We start from the raw sequence: 16,718 nt of genomic DNA, 5'->3' as shown, positions 1-16,718 counted from the left end.
CGGTTTCGACAGGATGCACGTTCTCGTCCCATTCCAGATGGAGAGGAAGAACGATGCTCTGGACCATTGTCGTAATCCTGCTGATCCTGTGGCTGCTCGGCTTCAGCCTGCATATCGCGGGCGGGCTGATCCACATCCTGCTGATCGTCGCGCTGGTGGTCGGGCTGGTCCAGCTTTTCACCGGCCGCCGGGTATAGGATCGAAAAGCGCCGGCGGCTCGCCCGCGGCCGGCGCCTCGCGCGATCAATCGGCGAACAGCAGCACCGGGGTTTCGAGCAGCTTCCTGAGCGCCTGGACGTAGCTGGCCGCGTCCCATCCGTCGACGACGCGATGGTCGCAGCTGATCGACAGGTTCATCAGCTTCGCCCGCACGATGTCATCGCCACGGAACACCGGGCGCTCGACGATCTTGTTCGGGCCGATGATCGCCACTTCCGGCCGGTTGATGACGGGGGTGGTCGCGATGCCGCCGAGCGGGCCGAGGCTGGTGACGGTGATCGTGCCGCCGCCCAGCTCCTCCGGCTTCAGCCTGGAGGCGCGCGCGGCGTCCGCCAGCCGCGTAATCTCGGCCGCGAGCTGCCAGACGTTTCTGTCCTGCGCGTCCCGGATCACCGGCACGGTCAGGCCCGCATCGGTCTGCGTCGCCATGCCGAGGTGGACACGGCCCGAACGCGTAACCACGCCCGCCTCGTCATCATAGCGCGCGTTGAGCATCGGGAATTGCGGCAGGCTGCGGCAGATCGCGACGATCAGCAGCGGCAGCATCGTCAGCTTCGGCCGGCCACCACGCATCGCGTTGAGATCGGCGCGGACGCGCTCCAGCTCGGTCACGTCGATCTCGTCGACATAGGTGAAATGCGGGATGTGGCGCTTCGCGGCGGCCATGTTCTCGGCGATGCGGCGGCGCATCCCGATCACCCTGACCTGCTCGTCAGCCCGCGCGCGGCTGGCGTGCGGCGCGAGATAGCCCTGTCCCGAGGCATAGCGCAGATAGGCGTCGAGATCGGCGTGGCGGACGCGATCGCCCTCCGCCGGCTTCACCTGCGCCAGGTCGATGCCGAGATCACGCGCACGGGCGCGAACGGCGGGCGATGCGAGGACGTGGGGAGCCGCATGTGCCTCGTCCTTCGGCGCAGAACGCTCCGCGTTGTTGGCGGCTGCCGGAGCGGCCTCGACGGGAGCCGGAGCGGCGAGTTCCGGGTGCGAGACGCTCTCCACCACCGCGACCGGCTCCGCCACCGCCGATCCCGGCGTCTCCTCCTCGATCTCGACGGCCGCTTCCTCCTCGCCGTCGATCTCGATCACCACCAGCGTCGAACCGATCGACACCTGATCGCCGACCTCGCCGGCCAGCTCGACGACGGTGCCCGAGACCGGGCTTTCCATCTCGACCGTCGCCTTGTCGGTCATCATGTCGGCGATCTGCTGGTCCTCCTCGACCCGGTCGCCGACCTTGACGTGCCACGCGACGATCTCGGCCTCGGAAATGCCTTCGCCGATATCGGGCAGGCGGAAGTTGAAACGCGCCATCCTCGTCAATCCTTCAGAATCTTCTTGAGCGCCTGACCGATCCGCACCGGCCCCGGGAAATAGGCCCATTCGAGGCTGTGCGGATAGGGCGTGTCGAACCCGGTGACACGTTCGATCGGCGCTTCCAGATGGTAGAAGCAGCGTTCCTGCACCAGCGCGGACAGTTCCGCCCCGAAGCCGGAGGTGCGCGTCGCCTCATGGACGATCATGCAGCGGCCGGTCTTGCGCACCGATTCCTCGATCGTCCCGATATCGAGCGGGACGAGCGTGCGCAGGTCGATCACCTCCGCATCGACCCCCGCCTCCGCCACCACGTTCAGGCAGACGTGGACCATCGTGCCGTAAGCGAGGATCGTCACCGCCTCGCCCTCGCGCACCACGTTCGCCTTGCCCAGCGGGATGCGGTAATAGCCCGTCGGCACCTCGCCGGCCGGATGCTTCGACCAATTCTCCGCCGGCCGGTCCCAATGGCCGTTGAACGGGCCGTTGTAGATGCGCTTCGGCTCGAAGAAGATGACCGGATCATTGTCCTCGATCGCAGCGATCAGCAGGCCCTTGGCGTCGTAGGGCGTCGAGGGAATCACCGTCTTGAGTCCCGAAACGTGGGTGAAGATGCCCTCCGGCGATTGCGAATGCGTCTGCCCGCCGAAGATGCCGCCGCCGAACGGCGAGCGCACCGTGAGCGGCGCGATGAATTCGCCATCGGAGCGGTAGCGCAGCCGCGCCGCCTCGCTGACGAGCTGGTCGAGCGCGGGATAGATATAATCCGCGAACTGAATCTCCGGCACCGGACGCAGGCCATAGGCCCCCATCCCCACCGCGACGCCGATGATCCCGCATTCGGTGATCGGCGTGTCGAACACGCGGGTCTTGCCGTATCTGGCCTGAAGCCCGGCGGTGGCGCGGAACACGCCGCCGAAATAGCCCACGTCCTCGCCCATCACGACGATCGCGTCGTCGCGCGCCATCATCACGTCCAGCGCGGAGTTGATCGCCTGGATCATGTTCATGCGGGCAATGTCGCCGGTCCCGGCGCCCGCTTCGCTCTCGATAACCTCTGCCACTCGCGTCATCCCTTGCGCGCCCACGGACGGCCGGAGGCTTCCTCCTCGGCCAGCATCTGCTGCCGCTGCTCGCGAAGATGCCAGGGCATCTCCTCGAACACGCCCTCGAACAGGCTGTCGAGCGGCTGGAGCAGGCCGTGGCCGAGGATGCCGTTCTTCTCGGCCTCCTTCTGCGCGGCCTTCACCTCCTCCGCGACCTCGCGATCCATCGCCACCTGCCGGTCTTCGTCCCATTCGCCGATCGCGATGAGATGGTCCTTGAGCCGCCGGATCGGATCACCCAGCGGCCAGGCGTTCGGCTCGCCGGCGGAGCGATAGGCGCTGGGATCGTCGGAAGTGGAATGCCCCTCGGCGCGATAGGTGAAATGCTCGATCAGCGTCGGCCCGGCGTTGGTGCGCGCGCGCTCGGCGGCCCAGGCGGTCGCGGCATAGACGGCGAGCGCGTCATTGCCGTCGACGCGCAGGCCGGCAATGCCGTAACCGATCGCCCGCGCCGCGAAGGTAGTCGCCTCCGCGCCCGCGAAGCCGGAGAAGCTGGAGATCGCCCATTGGTTGTTGACCACGTTGAAGACCACCGGCGCGCGATAGACGGTGGCGAAGGTCAGCGCGGAGTGGAAATCGCCCTCCGCCGTCGATCCCTCGCCGCACCATGTCGCCGCGATGCGCGTGTCGCCCTTGGAGGCGGAAGCCATCGCCCAGCCCACCGCCTGCGGATATTGCGTCGTGAGGTTGCCGGAGATCGAGAAGAAGCCCGCCTCGCGCACCGAATACATGATCGGCAGCTGCTTGCCCTGAAGCCGGTCCGCGCGGTTCGAATAGATCTGGTTCATCATGTCGACCAGCGACCAGTCGCGCGCGATCAGCAAGCCCTGCTGGCGATAGGAGGGGAAGCACATGTCGTCATAATGCAGCGCATGGGCCGCCGCGACCGACACCGCCTCCTCGCCGAGCGATTTCATGTAGAAGCTGGTCTTGCCCTGCCGTTGCGCGCGGAACATGCGCTCGTCGAAGGCGCGGACCAGCGCCATGTGGCGCAGCATTCGGCGCAGCCTGTCGGGCGAAAGGCGCGGGTTCCACGGGCCGACCGCCTGCCCGTCATCGTCCAGCACGCGCACCAGCGAGTAAGCGAGGCCGCTGAACGACGCGGCCTCGTCATGCGTATCGGGTCGCGGCGCGGAGCCGGCCGCCGGCACCTCGACCACGGAGAAATCCACCTCGTCGCCGGGGCGGAAACGCGGCTCCGGCACGTGGAGCGACAATGGCTTCAGATTGCTGCGATCGGGATCGCCGGACATGCTCTCTCCAGACTCGCGCCACGTCGGCCGGCGCGCACGCCTGTTTCGCGCGATTGAAATATAATTTCAAGCGGCGAAACTGGCGGCACCGCGCAATTTGTATAGCGCAGAACGTCTTTCGGGGCTTCGACGATGATGCCCGCGGCGGTCGCGGGCGGCGTGGAGATCAGCGCGGGCGCGCGTCCGGCGTCGCGGCGAGCAGCGACTCCAGTTCCTCGCTCGACAGCGGCGCGAGGAACTCGCAGCCGATCTCGCCATCAGTGCTCCAGATGATCCGCGCATGGCGCTGCACCCCGCCCGGCAATCCCATCTTCAGCGTGGTGCCGACCGGCAGCGGAATCGACAGGCGCGCGCGGATGCCGTTGACCGATGCGTCGAGCAGCTCGACCGAGACGGCGACGCGCGCGGTCGCGCGGCACTCTACTGGCGAGCGCGGGGCGCGACGGGCATCCTTGGGCTTGGCGCGGGCGGTCATCGATACGGTCCCTGTTGCGAGCCGCCACCCTGACACGACATGGTTAACGATAGGTAGCCGGGGGGCTGCCGGCCGCAAAAGAAAGGCCCGGCAGGTCTCCCCGCCGGGCCTGGCTTTCAGCGCGTCGCCGCGATCAGTTGCGGTTGTTGCCCATGAAGGACAGCAGGAACTGGAACATGTTGACGAAGTCGAGGTAGAGCGACAGCGCGCCCATGATGACCATCTTGCCGACCATGTCGGTGCCGGCGACATAGGCATACATGCTCTTGATCCGCTGCGTGTCATAGGCGGTGAGGCCGGCGAACAGCAGCACGCCGACCGCGCTGATGACCATCGCCATCGCGGGCGACTTGAACCACAGGTTGAGCAGCGAGGCGACGATGATGCCGACCACGCCCATGATGAGGAAGGTGCCGAAACCCGACAGGTCGCGCTTCGTCGAATAGCCGTAGAGGCTGAGCGACAGGAAGGCGACGGCGGTGGCGAAGAAGGTGATGGCGATCGAGGTGCCGGTATAGACGAGGAAGATCGTCGACATCGACACGCCCATCACGGCGGCGAAGGCCCAGAAGATCATCTGCGCCGCGCCGGTCGACAGGCGGTTCAGCCCGAAGTTCAGCACCATGATGAAGGCGAGCGGCGAGAAGATAACGAGATATTTCAGGATGCCGGGCGCCATGAACACCTGCGCGGCCATGCTGTCGCGCCCGCCGCTGGCGAACAGCAGCGCCACGATCCCGGTCAGCAACACGCCGGACGCCATGTAATTGTAGACCGACAGCATGTAAGACCGGAGACCCGCGTCATACGCGGCACCGCGCGTATCGGCGGCGCTCGTCCCGAACGGGGCGGCGGTCGGCCGGGGGTCGGACCAGTTAGCCATTGTCACTTCGCTCCTTTGTCCGGCAATGAATTGCGCCGGAATGTGTGAAATATTGCCTGCGCGGCCGAATTTTTCAAGCGAGCCGCCCCGGAGCAATCTTTCGTTACAAAAAGGTCAGCCCGATGCACCGCCTGTTCGTCGCCCTGCGCCCTCCCCAGGCGATCCGCGCCGCGCTCATGCGGGCGATGGGCGGCGTGCCCGGCGCGCGCTGGCAGGACGATGCCCAGCTCCACCTCACGCTGCGCTTCATCGGCGAGGTCGAGCGGCCGCTGGCGGAGGAGATCGCGCTGGCGCTGTCCGGCGTCGCGGCGGCCGCGCCGGAGGTCGCGCTCGCCGGCGTCGGCCGGTTCGACAAGCGCGGGCGGACCGATGCGCTGTGGGCGGCGGTCGCCCCGCACGAGGCGCTGGCGGCGCTCCACCGCAAGGTCGATCACGCGCTGGTGCGGCTCGGACTGGAGCCGGAGCGGCGTGCCTATCTGCCGCACATCACGCTCGCGCGGCTGCCGCGCGGCGCGGGGCATGGCGCGATGATCGAACGCTGGCTGGCGGATCACGCCACGCTCTCCAGCGCGCCCTTCGCGATGGACGAGCTGATCCTCTACGAAAGCCGGCTCGGGCATGACGGGGCGAGCTATGCCCCGGTGCTGCGCCATCCGCTCGGCCGGTGATCCTCAGCCGGCGCGCGAGAAACGCAGCGCGCGCCGCACCGGATCGGCCTCGTCGAGCCGCACCGGGATCGTATCGCCCGGCTCGCCCGCGTCGGTCTGCACCCGCGCCACCACCGGCCGGTCGCATAGCTGGATGCGCGCGCCGCGCTCGTCGCGGTCGAGGATCACCGCCTCGAATGTCTGCCCCTCCAGCCCGTGGAGCATCACCGCCTCGGCCATGTCGATCACCGCGCGGTCGATCGAGCCGGCGATCGAGCCGGAATGCGCCATCACCGGCGGGAGCCTGCCGAACGCGGCGGAGACGAAATCGGGCACCGGCAAGCCGTTCGCCACCGCGAGCGCCGCCTGCACGACGTAGCGATCCGCGAGCCGGCGCAGCGGGGCGGTGGCATGGGCATAGGTCGCCGCGACCGCCGCGTGCCACGGCACCACGTCGGGCTGGTACGGCGCATAGCTCGCCCCCTCGCCCGCGCGCCGGATCGCGACCATCATCGCCGCCTGCCGCGCGTCATGCCCGTCCAGCCCGCGCTGGAAGTCCGCGAGTGACATCGCCGCCGGCCAGTCGATCCCCAGCGCCCGCGCCGCGTTGCGCAGCCGCGCGACGGCGCGGTCGTCCGGCCCCGGCATGACGCGGAACAGCCCGGTGTGATGCGCGAGGAGCGCGTCAGCCACCGCCAGATTGGTCGCGAGCGACATCGCCGCGTTCTGGTCCTCCGATTCCTCGCGCGGCGCGAAGCGGAGCTGAAGCCGCCCGTCGCCGTTGCGCGCCAGCTCCTGCTCCGGCGGATCGACCCGCGCGGCCCCGCGCCGGTCCTCCGCCGCGCCGATCCGGTTGGCCAGTTCGGCGAAATCCGGCGGCAGATCGGCGGGCGTCACCGTCTCATAGGCGAGCTTGGCGCGGCTGCGGATCACCGCGCGTTCCACGCCGTCGAGCCGCGCCGCCCCGTCCGGCGCGACCCGCACCGCGAAGATCACCGCCGGGCGATCCCCGGTCGGCAGCAGGCTCGCCGCGCCCTCGCCGAGCACCGGCGGATAGAGCGGCGCCTTGCCATCCGGCAGGTAGAGCGATTCGCCGCGCTTCCACGCCTCCGCGTCCAGCGCGCCGCCCTCGTCCACGAACCACGCGACATCCGCGATCGCATAGCGCAGCAGCAGGTCGCTCCCCGCCGGCTCGATCGCGAAGGCCTGATCGAGATCGGTCGAGCTTGCCGGATCGAGCGTGACGAACGGGATCGCGGTGCGATCGACATGCGCGGTCGGCGCGCGTTTCGCCGCCTCGTCGGCGGCGGCCAGCACCTGCGGCGGGAAATCGGTGGGGACATTATATTGCGTGCGGATCGCGGCGAGGCCCTCGGTCAGCGCGCGATCCGGGTCGAGCAGGGTTTTCATCGCGCACAGGCTATCGGCGCGACGACGCGCTGTCGATTGGCTCCGGCGGCGCGGCCGTGCCATGAGGCGGGGATGGCCAACCTTCCCCTCCTGCCCGTCGCCGGGGCACAGGCGCGGCTGCTGTCGCTCGCGCCGACGCTCGCCGCGGAACGCCTGCCGCTGGTCGAGGCCGCCGGGCGCTATCTGCGCGCGCCGGCGATCGCCCGCCGCACCCAGCCGGCCGCCGACCTGTCGGCGATGGACGGCTATGCGATCCGCTTCGCCGACATGCCCGGCCCGTGGCGGGTGATCGGCGAGAGCGCCGCCGGCCACGGCTTCGGCGGCGTGGTGGGCGCTGGCGAGGCGGTGCGGATCTTCACCGGCGCGCCGCTGCCGCCGGGCGCCGACACGGTGCTGGTGCAGGAGGAAGCGGCGCGCGACGGCGACATGCTGCGCCTCGCGGGCGAGGGACCGGCCTGCCGCACCCGCAACGTCCGCGCGCGCGGGCTGGATTTCCACGAGGGCGACATGCTGGGCACGGCGGGCGATCTGCTGACCCCCGCCCGCCTCGCGCTGGCCGCCACCGGGGCGGTGCGCGAGGTGGAGGTCGGCCGTCCGGTCCGCGTGGCGCTCGCCGCGACCGGCGACGAGCTGGTCGAGCCGGGCGGCGATGCGCCCGGCCTTCCGGAATCGAACCGGCTGATGCTGCGCGCGATGCTCCGCGACCTGTCGGTGGAGTTCGTCGATCTCGGCATCCTGCCCGACCGGCTCGACGCGCTGGCCCGCGCCTTCGCCGATGTCGCGGCGGACGTGCTGGTCACCACCGGGGGGGCGTCGGTCGGCGACCATGATCTCGTCCGCCCGGCGCTGGAGGCGGCCGGCGCGACAATCGACTTCTGGCGCATCGCGCTGCGCCCCGGCAAGCCGATGATGGCCGGGCGGCGCGGCGACTGCGTGGTCGTCGGGCTGCCGGGCAATCCGGTGTCCGCCTTCGTCACCGGCCTGCTGTTCGTGCGGCCGCTGGTCGCCGCGCTGGCCGGCGCGCGCGATCCCTTCCCGCGTCCGACCCGCGCGACGCTGGGCGAGCCGCTGCCCGCGAACGGCCCGCGCACCGATTATGTCCGCGCGGAGCTGCGCGACGGGTTGCTGTTTGCCGCCACGATCCAGGACAGCTCGATGCTCGCGACATTGGCGCGCGCGACCTGCCTCGTCGTGCGTGAGCCTCATGCCCCGGCGATGGCGGCGGGCGAATCGGCGGATATCCTCGTCATCGCTTGACCCGGCCACGATTGTTCCATAAAAGTTCCGCGTCTGTTCGCCTGCGGAGGATCGCGATGCTTACGAAGAAACAGCATGAGCTGATCTGTTTCATTCACGATCGTCTCGCCGAAACCGGCGTCTCGCCGTCGTTCGAGGAGATGAAGGACGCGCTGGAGCTGAAGTCCAAATCGGGCGTGCATCGCCTGATCAGCGCGCTGGAGGAACGCGGCTTCCTGCGTCGCCTGCCCAATCGAGCCCGCGCGCTGGAAGTGGTGAAGATGCCGGAACGCTCCGAGCAGCGCCGCGCGCCCGCCAGCGTCTCCCAGCCACCGCGGCGCGCGGTGCCGGAGCCGGCGAACGACGTGGTGGAGATCCCGCTCCACGGCCGCATCGCCGCCGGCGTGCCGATCGAGGCGTTCGAGGGATCGACCTCGCTCCCGGTGCCGGCCGCGTTGCTCGGCAGCGGGGAGCATTTCGCGCTGGAGGTGGCGGGCGATTCGATGGTCGAAGCCGGCATCCTCGACGGCGATTATGCGCTGATCCGCCGCACCGAAACGGCGCGCGACGGCGAGATCGTCGTCGCGCTGATCGACGACAGCGAGGCGACGCTCAAATATTTCCGGCGCGAGGGCGCGATGATCCGGCTCGATCCGGCGAACCGCAGCTACGACCCGCAGCGCTACGCCCCCGCGCAGGTGCGGGTGCAGGGCAAGCTGGCCGGCCTGCTGCGCCGCTACGACTGACCGTGATATCTACCGCCGCGCCGGTCTGGTCCTGAACCGGGGCGGCGTCGGTGGGACGGCCGTCGCCATCCACGGGTGCCGGTCCCCCTGCGAGCGCACCGTGGCGATCCTGCCGGTGGCGAGGGTCAAGGCCACGCCGCCGCTTCTCGCCAGCGCCGGGCGGTCTAGCCGCAGCCAGCGCGGCGCGCAGGCGGCGGGCAGGCGGCGGTCGCTGATCGCGATATCCGCCGCGCGGCACGCCTCCACCATGTCGCGCCACGGCGGCAGGTAGCCGCTACGCGTCGCGAGGATGCGCCAGCGCCGCCCGCCCGCCTCGCGCGCGATCACGCAGGCGTCGCGGCTGCATGTCGCATCGGGCTGGTCGGAGAGCGGCAGCGGATCGTCCTCCGTGCCGGCATTCTCGGCCAGCATCCCGCGTACATAATCCCCGGCGCGGTCACGCAGCACGGCGAGGTCGCCGCGCGCGGTGCGGACCGCGACATGCCGCCCGTCGCCGGTGACGAGCAGGTCCGGCGCGGGCGTCGCCAGCGCCCAGCTCGCGCCGATCGCGAGCGGCACCGTGCCGAGCCGCCGCCAGCGCGTCCGCCACAGCGCCAGCCACAGCCCGCCCGCCGCCATCAGCGCATAGGCCCCGCCGGGCATCGCGGGCAGCGCCGTCACCGAACCGGGCGCGCCGGCGGTGGTCCGCGCGATCCACAGCAGCAGCGCCAGCGCCTTGCCGGCGAGCCACCAGAACGGCATCCCCAGCCCCGCCGCGTCGAACAGCAGCGCCAGCGCCTCCAGCGGCATCACGACGAAGGTGGTGAGCGGGATCGCGACGATATTCGCCACCGCCCCGTAAATCCCCGCGCGATGGAAGTGATAGACCGCGATCGGCATCAGCGCGATCTCGATCACCAGCCCGGTGAGCAGCAGCGACCCGCCCTCGCGCAGCAGCTTCGCGCCCCAGCCCTCGTCGCGCTTCATGAACCAGCGCCGGACGGCGGGATGCTCGTGGAGCGCGACGATCGTCGTCACCGCCGCGAAGGAAAGCTGGAAGCTCGGCCCGATCAGCGATTCGGGCCACAGCAGCGCCACCACGAACGCCCCCGCCGCGACCAGCCGCAGCGTCACCGCCTCGCGCCCCAGCGCCATCGCGCCGAGCACCAGCAGCGCGGCCACGCAACTGCGGATCGTCGGCACCTCGCTGCCGGTCAGCAGGGTATAGCCGATCGCCGCCGCCGCGCCGACCAGCCCGGCCAGCACCGGCACCTGCCCGGTCAGCGCCAGCCGCGGGCTGAGCGCGAGCAGGCGCGCGGCGAGCAGCATCGCGATCCCCACGGCGGCGGTGATGTGCAGGCCGCTGACCGACAGCAGATGCGCAAGCCCCGATCGCCGCATCGCCTCCGCATCCGTGTCGGTGATCGCGCCGGTGTCGCCGGTCGCGAGCGCCGCCGCGATCCCGCCCGCGCTGCCCTCCAGCCGCTCATGGATATGGCGCGAGAGGCGGACGCGCAGCCCCTCTCCCTCGCTCCCCCCGCCGGACAGGATCGTCACCGGCGCCAGCCCGCGCCCGGTTGCGCCAAGCCCGTCGAACCACGCGACCCGCGCGAAATCATAGGCGCCCGGCACGGCCGGCGGCGCGGGCGGCATCAGGCGCGCGCGCATCGCCACGATCGCGCCCTCGGCGATGCCGGCAGGCGAATCGGCCAAGGCGAGATTGACGCGGATGCGGGTCGGCGCCGGATCGGGCGCGCGATCGAGCCAGCGCGTCGGCATCAGCGTCAGGCGCACCAGCCCGCGCGCAGGCAGCGGCTGCACCCGCTCGACCCGCGCCTCGAACCGCACCACCATCGCGCGCGGCAGCACGGGGGCCGCCGCCTGCTCCGCCTTCCACCACACGAGCGCCATGCCCGCCGCCAGCGCCACCCCGGCGATCGCGACGCTGCGCCCGGCGCGACCGCCACGCCCCAGCGCCACCGCGAACGCCGCCACGGAGAGCGCCAGCAGGATCGCCGCGATCCACGCGCGCGGATCGGGCAGCGCGAACCACAGGATCACGCCCGCGCCCAGGAACACCGGCAGCCACAGCGCGAGTTGATCGCGCTCGGCCTCCAGCCATCGTTCGATGGCGAGGGTTGCTAAGGTTTGAAGCGCCACCGGGCGCGTGCTAGGGGCGCCCCCGGCTATCGTTGCCATGTCATAATTCAGCTTGGGAGCAAGCGCGCTTGAGCGCAACCACCGATCCCGCCGGCGGGAGCGAGCGTGACCCTTCGGTCGTCACCCGTTTCGCCCCCTCCCCCACCGGCTTCCTCCATCTGGGCGGCGCGCGCACCGCGCTGTTCAACCTGCTCTACGCGCGTCACAACGGCGGCAAATTCCTGCTGCGCATCGAGGATACCGACCGCGCGCGCTCGACGCAGCCGGCGATCGACGCGATCCTCAACGGCCTCAAATGGCTCGGGATGGACTGGGACGGCGACGTCGTGTTCCAGTTCGAGCGCGCCGCGCGGCACGTCGAGGTGGCGGAGGCGATGGTCGCCGGCGGCAACGCCTATCGCTGCTACCTGACGCCCGACGAGCTGGCGCGAATGCGCGCCGAGGCGGAGGCGGCGAAGAAGCCGCTGCGCATCCGCTCGCCGTGGCGCGACAAGGCGCCGGACGATCCCGCCGCGCCGCACGTCATCCGTCTCAAGGCGCCGCTCGAAGGCGCGGTCACGATCCACGACCGCGTGCAGGGCGAGGTGACGGTGCAGAACGCCGAGCTGGACGATCTGGTGCTGGTCCGCTCGGACGGCACGCCGACCTATATGCTCGCCGTGGTGGTCGACGATCACGACATGGGCGTGACGCATGTGATCCGTGGCGACGACCATCTGAACAACGCCTTCCGCCAGCTTCCGATCTATCGCGCGATGGGCTGGCCGGAGCCGGCCTATGCGCACATCCCGCTGATCCACGGCGCGGACGGGGCGAAGCTCTCAAAGCGCCACGGCGCGGTGGGGATCGAGGCGTATCGCGACGAGCTGGGCATCCTGCCGGAAGCGCTCGACAATTACCTGCTCCGGCTCGGCTGGGGGCATGGCGACGCGGAGATCATCAGCCGCGAGCAGGCGATCGAATGGTTCGATCTCGCCAGCGTCGGCAAGTCGCCCTCGCGCTTCGACCTCAAGAAGCTGGAGCATCTCAACGGCCATTATATCCGCGAGGCGAATGATGCGCGGCTGGCCGGGCTGGTGGCCGGGCGACTCGGGCTGACCGAGGGCGACGCGCGGCGCGAGCTGCTCGCCCGCGCCATGCCCGCGCTGAAGCCGCGCGCCGCGAATCTCAACGAGTTGGCCGACGGCACCGCCTTTCTGTTTGCCGTCCGTCCGCTGACGATCGACGATGCGGCGCGGCCTTTGCTGGAGGGCGATGCGCCCGCGCTGCTCTCGCAACTGCACGCCGCTCTTGACGCGCTGCACAACTGGGATACGGAGACGCTCGAAGATGCGGTACGGCGGGTGGCCGAGGCAGCGGGCGTGAAGCTCGGGCAGGTCGCGCAGCCGCTCCGTGCAGCTCTCACGGGTCGCAAGACCTCGCCGGGCATCTTCGACGTGCTTGCCCTGCTGGGCCGCGACGAAAGCCTGGCGCGGATCGCCGACCAGATGCGTTGAGCCGGGAAAAAGGAGATTATATGACCGACAATGCCCAGCTTTCCCTCGCCGGAAAAACCTCCGACTATCCCGTCCTGTCAGGCTCGGTCGGCCCGGACGTGGTCGATATCCGCAAGCTCTACGGCGCGACCGGCGCGTTCACCTACGATCCCGGCTTCACCTCCACCGCCTCGTGCCGCTCGGCGCTGACCTATATCGATGGCGACGAGGGCGTGCTGCTCCATCGCGGCTATCCGATCGGCGAGCTGGCCGAGGAATCGACCTTCATGGAGGTCGCCTATCTCCTCCTGAACGGCGAGCTGCCGACCGCCGGCGAGCTGTCGAAGTTCGAGAACACGATCACCCGCCACACGATGCTGCACGAGCAGCTCGCGACCTTCTACCGCGGCTTCCGCCGCGACGCGCATCCGATGGCGATCATGTGCGGCGTGGTCGGCGCGCTTTCGGCCTTCTACCACGATTCGACCGACATCCACGATCCCAAGCAGCGCATGATCGCGTCGCACCGGCTGATCGCCAAGATGCCGACGATCGCGGCGATGGCGTACAAGTACAGCGTCGGCCAGCCGTTCCTCTATCCGGACAATTCGCTGAGCTATACCGGCAACTTCCTCCGCATGACGTTCGGCGTCCCGGCCGAGCCTTATGAGGTGAATCCGATCGTCGAAAAGGCGATGGATCGGATATTCATCCTCCACGCCGACCACGAACAGAACGCCTCGACCTCCACGGTGCGGCTCGCCGGCTCGTCGGGCGCGAACCCGTTCGCGTGCATCGCGGCGGGCATCGCCTGCCTGTGGGGCCCGGCGCATGGCGGCGCGAACGAGGCGGCGCTCAACATGCTGCACGAGATCGGCACGCCGGATCGCATCCCCGAGTTCATCGCGCGCGCCAAGGACAAGAACGATCCGTTCCGCCTGATGGGCTTCGGCCACCGCGTGTACAAGAACTACGATCCGCGCGCGACCGTGATGCAGAAGACGGTACGCGAGGTGTTCGACGCGCTGAAGGTCAGCGATCCGGTGTTCGATGTCGCGCTGCGGCTGGAGGAGATCGCGCTCAACGATCCGTATTTCGTCGAGAAGAAGCTGTTCCCGAACGTCGATTTCTATTCAGGCGTGATCCTCTCGGCGATCGGCTTCCCCACCTCGATGTTCACCGCGCTGTTCGCGCTGGCCCGCACCGTGGGCTGGGTGGCGCAGTGGAATGAGATGATAACCGATCCCGACCAGAAGATCGGCCGCCCGCGCCAGCTCTACACCGGGCCGACGCAGCGGCCTTACGTGCCGGTGGGCAAGCGCTGACTTCAGCCCTCCGGTCCAGATGAAGACGCCCGGCGCCAATCGCGCGCCGGGCGTTTTTCTTTAGGTTTGTGCCGACGGCAGCGACAGCACGAAGCGCGCGCCCTCTCCCGGCGCACTGTCGAGGCTGATGTCGCCGCCCACCGCGCGGGCGAGGCGACGCGAGATATAGAGGCCGAGGCCGCTGCCGCCCGGCTCACGCGGGTCGACGCGAGCGAATTTGGCGAAGATGCGCGCCTGATCCTCCGGCGCGATGCCCTTGCCCTGATCGGCGACGATGGCCACCACCTGCGCGCCGTCACGCTGCACGCGCAGCCATACGGTGCCGCCACGCGGCGAATAGCGCAGCGCGTTGCCGATCAGGTTGACGAGGATCTGGAGCACCCGGCGGAACTCGCCGATCGCAAGCTGCGGCCCGTCGGCGCCGCCGATGTCCACCGTCACGCCGGCATCCGCCGCGCGCACCGCGAACAGCCCGGCGGCGCGGCGCAGCACGTCGGAAAGATCGACCGGCTCGAACTCGATACGGAAATCGTCACGCTCGATCGCCTCGATATCGGCGAGATCGTCGACCAGCCCCATCAGGTGCCGCCCGGCGCTGGCGATATCGGCGGCGTAATCGACATAATGTGCGTCGATCGGCCCGTCGGCGGCGGCGTTGATGCTGTCGGCGTTGGCGATGATCCGGCTGAGCGGCCCACGCAGGACGCCCTCCAGCCGCGCGTTGAACGCCCGCACCGGCTCGTCGGCGGAAGTTTCGCCGGGTTCGGCCGACAGGAACACGCCGCCGACGAAGCCCGCGAACACCCCCATCGCATTGCGCCGCGCCGTGCCCGCCAGCATGACGCGCTCGCCGGACCCGCGCACCATCGCAGCCTGCCCGTCGAAGTCGCGCTGCGCCGCCATCGCCTCCAGCAGCGTCATGCCGCCGCCTGCGTCGGGCAGCAGCGTGAACAATTCGGTCAGCGGCTTGCCGAGCAGCGCGGAAGGGTCCAGCCCGTGCGCGGTTCCGGCGTCGGTCGGCAGATGGACGATGCGCAGCGCCGCATCGACCTCCCACACCCAGTCCGCCCCGGCGGGCGGCGGGGCGAGCTGGGTCGCGACCTGCGCACTGCGCCAGACCGGCCGCTCGCGCAATGGCGCGATCGACAGCGTCACACCGTCAACGGTGGGCGCGGCGCGGACCCAGCATTCGAGATCGCTCTCCGCATCGGCGATCACCAACGAACGCTGAACGAGGATATGCAGCCGCCGGGCCAGCCGGACCACCGTCGCGAGCTGCGGCACGCCGAGCAATTCGCCGATCGCGCCCCCCGCGCGATCGTTGAGCGACATGAACCCGGCATCGGCCGACACCAGCCGGTCGGCATGGTCGAGCCGTGCGGTCAGCGTCATGCCCTCGCTCACGTCCGGCGCGATCGTTCGAGCGCGCGGATCGCGCGGCGGAAATCACCGTGGAGCGACAGCGGCGCCAGCGCCTCGCGCGCCGCCAGCACCGGGATCGCCGCGATCGTATCGAGCATATCGGCGAACGCCTCGATATCGCGGCGCGGATCGGCGTCGGCGAGCAGCAGCGCCACCCGCGCCAGCGCCTCTCGCGCGAAGCCATGCGCGCGCAGCACCAGCCACAGCCGGTCGCCGTCCGGATCGAGCAGCAGCGCGCGCGCCTCCGACAGGTCGATCCGCTGGACATAGGCGATCAGCGCGGCGGCGAATTCGGCCCGACCGTCGCCCAGCGCCTCGATCAGCAGCTCGGGCAGCTCGTCCCCGCGCGCGTCGATCGCCGCCGCGAGCCGAAGCGCGATCGGATCGAGCCGCGCGCCGTCGTCATGCGCGTCGATACTGCGCACCGCCGCCTCGACCAGCGCCTGATCGGCCTTGCCCGCCTTCGCCTCGCGCAACGCCGCGGCGACCCACCAGACGACACGGCGATGCAGTGCCACCGGCAGGTCCAGCCCGCGCCCGGCCAGCGCATCGCGCCGCCCGTCGGCAAGGATATAGTCACGCGCGGCCGCCGCCCGCACCGCATCCTCGCCCTGCACCAGCCGGGGGAGCAATGTCGCCGGCGTCCCCGGCTCGCGATTCGCGATCAGCGCCGCGCCGAGCAGCGCGAGCCGCACCTGCCCGATCATCTCGGCCATCAGTTCCGGGTCGCGCAGCAGCCCCGCCTCGATCAGCCGGCGCAGCGTCCCGGCCGGGTCCGCCGTCACGACCCCGCCGCCGGCACGCGCCAGCAGGCGGGTGGCGTGCGCGGCAAGCTCGCGCTCGATCGTCTCCAGCAACGTGCCGATCGCGGCATGGAGCGCGGCGCGGGTGCGATCGTCGAGCCGGTCGCGTGCGGACAGGAAGAAGTCCTCGATCGCCGCGTCGAGCCGCCGGTCCGCGCGCGCGTCGGCCCGCGCCGCGCGTGCGAAGATCGGCGCGGCGTCGGGGGCGATCGCGTGCAAGGGGTCGTTCTGATCGACCGGCATGAGAATCGGAATTAGGCTAATGTCG

The 16,718-nt window shown here is 70.2% G+C and carries 15 protein-coding genes; 6 read left to right on the top strand and 9 right to left on the bottom strand.

The window, feature by feature from the left end; translation table 11 throughout:
- Positions 1 to 53: 53 nt before the first annotated feature.
- A complete protein-coding gene (locus tag F9288_RS14585; protein ID WP_174837453.1) occupies positions 54 to 197 on the top strand; it encodes a lmo0937 family membrane protein in 144 nt (47 codons plus the stop codon).
- A gap of 46 nt (positions 198 to 243) precedes the next feature.
- Here F9288_RS14585 and F9288_RS14580 read toward each other — a convergent pair whose 3' ends face one another.
- The 5 genes from F9288_RS14580 to F9288_RS14560 form a co-directional block, all read right to left on the bottom strand.
- A complete protein-coding gene (locus F9288_RS14580; protein WP_174837452.1) occupies positions 244 to 1,530 on the bottom strand; it encodes a dihydrolipoamide acetyltransferase family protein in 1,287 nt (428 codons plus the stop codon).
- 5 nt (positions 1,531 to 1,535) lie between these two features.
- Positions 1,536 to 2,540: an alpha-ketoacid dehydrogenase subunit beta gene (locus tag F9288_RS14575; RefSeq protein ID WP_174839106.1), complete on the bottom strand. Its 1,005-nt coding sequence runs from the start codon at positions 2,538 to 2,540 to the stop codon at positions 1,536 to 1,538.
- 59 nt (positions 2,541 to 2,599) lie between these two features.
- The gene (locus F9288_RS14570; protein WP_174837451.1) at positions 2,600 to 3,889 is read right to left on the bottom strand and encodes a thiamine pyrophosphate-dependent enzyme; all 1,290 of its coding nucleotides are present in this window, start codon (positions 3,887 to 3,889) and stop codon (positions 2,600 to 2,602) included.
- A 166-nt stretch (positions 3,890 to 4,055) separates the two neighbouring features.
- Positions 4,056 to 4,364 carry a PilZ domain-containing protein gene (locus F9288_RS14565; RefSeq protein WP_174837450.1) on the bottom strand — a complete coding sequence of 103 codons (309 nt, stop codon included), beginning with the start codon at positions 4,362 to 4,364 and terminating at the stop codon, positions 4,056 to 4,058.
- Positions 4,365 to 4,497: 133 nt separating this feature from the next.
- The gene (locus F9288_RS14560; RefSeq protein WP_174837449.1) at positions 4,498 to 5,247 is read right to left on the bottom strand and encodes a Bax inhibitor-1/YccA family protein; all 750 of its coding nucleotides are present in this window, start codon (positions 5,245 to 5,247) and stop codon (positions 4,498 to 4,500) included.
- Positions 5,248 to 5,369: 122 nt separating this feature from the next.
- On the opposite strand from F9288_RS14560, the gene thpR reads away from it, so the two are divergent.
- The gene (thpR, locus tag F9288_RS14555) at positions 5,370 to 5,915 is read left to right on the top strand and encodes an RNA 2',3'-cyclic phosphodiesterase (RefSeq protein WP_174837448.1); all 546 of its coding nucleotides are present in this window, start codon (positions 5,370 to 5,372) and stop codon (positions 5,913 to 5,915) included.
- A 3-nt stretch (positions 5,916 to 5,918) separates the two neighbouring features.
- Here thpR and F9288_RS14550 read toward each other — a convergent pair whose 3' ends face one another.
- A complete protein-coding gene (locus F9288_RS14550; protein ID WP_174837447.1) occupies positions 5,919 to 7,304 on the bottom strand; it encodes an RNB domain-containing ribonuclease in 1,386 nt (461 codons plus the stop codon).
- A gap of 72 nt (positions 7,305 to 7,376) precedes the next feature.
- Here F9288_RS14550 and F9288_RS14545 point away from each other — a divergent pair, with 72 nt between their 5' ends.
- Entirely contained in the window at positions 7,377 to 8,561 is a 1,185-nt protein-coding gene (locus tag F9288_RS14545; protein ID WP_174837446.1) for a molybdopterin molybdotransferase MoeA, read from the top strand.
- Between the two features lie 56 nt (positions 8,562 to 8,617).
- Entirely contained in the window at positions 8,618 to 9,286 is a 669-nt protein-coding gene (gene lexA, locus F9288_RS14540) for a transcriptional repressor LexA (protein WP_174837445.1), read from the top strand.
- Positions 9,287 to 9,295: 9 nt separating this feature from the next.
- On the opposite strand, the gene F9288_RS14535 is transcribed toward lexA, so the two are convergent.
- Positions 9,296 to 11,425, bottom strand: a complete 2,130-nt coding sequence (locus F9288_RS14535; RefSeq protein ID WP_254620894.1) for a ComEC/Rec2 family competence protein — start codon at positions 11,423 to 11,425, stop codon at positions 9,296 to 9,298.
- Between the two features lie 68 nt (positions 11,426 to 11,493).
- Between F9288_RS14535 and gltX the strand changes: the two genes are divergently transcribed.
- Both gltX and F9288_RS14525 read left to right on the top strand, forming a co-directional pair.
- Positions 11,494 to 12,921 (top strand): glutamate--tRNA ligase, encoded by a 1,428-nt coding sequence (gltX, locus tag F9288_RS14530; protein WP_174837443.1) that lies wholly within the window; start codon positions 11,494 to 11,496, stop codon positions 12,919 to 12,921.
- Between the two features lie 20 nt (positions 12,922 to 12,941).
- Positions 12,942 to 14,225 (top strand): citrate synthase, encoded by a 1,284-nt coding sequence (locus tag F9288_RS14525; RefSeq protein WP_174837442.1) that lies wholly within the window; start codon positions 12,942 to 12,944, stop codon positions 14,223 to 14,225.
- A 60-nt stretch (positions 14,226 to 14,285) separates the two neighbouring features.
- On the opposite strand, the gene F9288_RS14520 is transcribed toward F9288_RS14525, so the two are convergent.
- A complete protein-coding gene (locus F9288_RS14520) occupies positions 14,286 to 15,629 on the bottom strand; it encodes a HAMP domain-containing sensor histidine kinase (protein WP_254620893.1) in 1,344 nt (447 codons plus the stop codon).
- Complete coding sequence (locus F9288_RS14515) at positions 15,626 to 16,669, bottom strand: DUF2336 domain-containing protein (protein WP_174837441.1); 1,044 nt, start codon at positions 16,667 to 16,669, stop codon at positions 15,626 to 15,628. The genes F9288_RS14520 and F9288_RS14515 overlap by 4 nt, the downstream gene beginning before the upstream one ends.
- Positions 16,670 to 16,718 lie beyond the last annotated feature (49 nt).

The organism is Sphingomonas sp. CL5.1 (assembly GCF_013344685.1).
GTDB lineage: Bacteria > Pseudomonadota > Alphaproteobacteria > Sphingomonadales > Sphingomonadaceae > Sphingomonas.
This window is presented reverse-complemented; position numbering and strand designations above follow the sequence as displayed.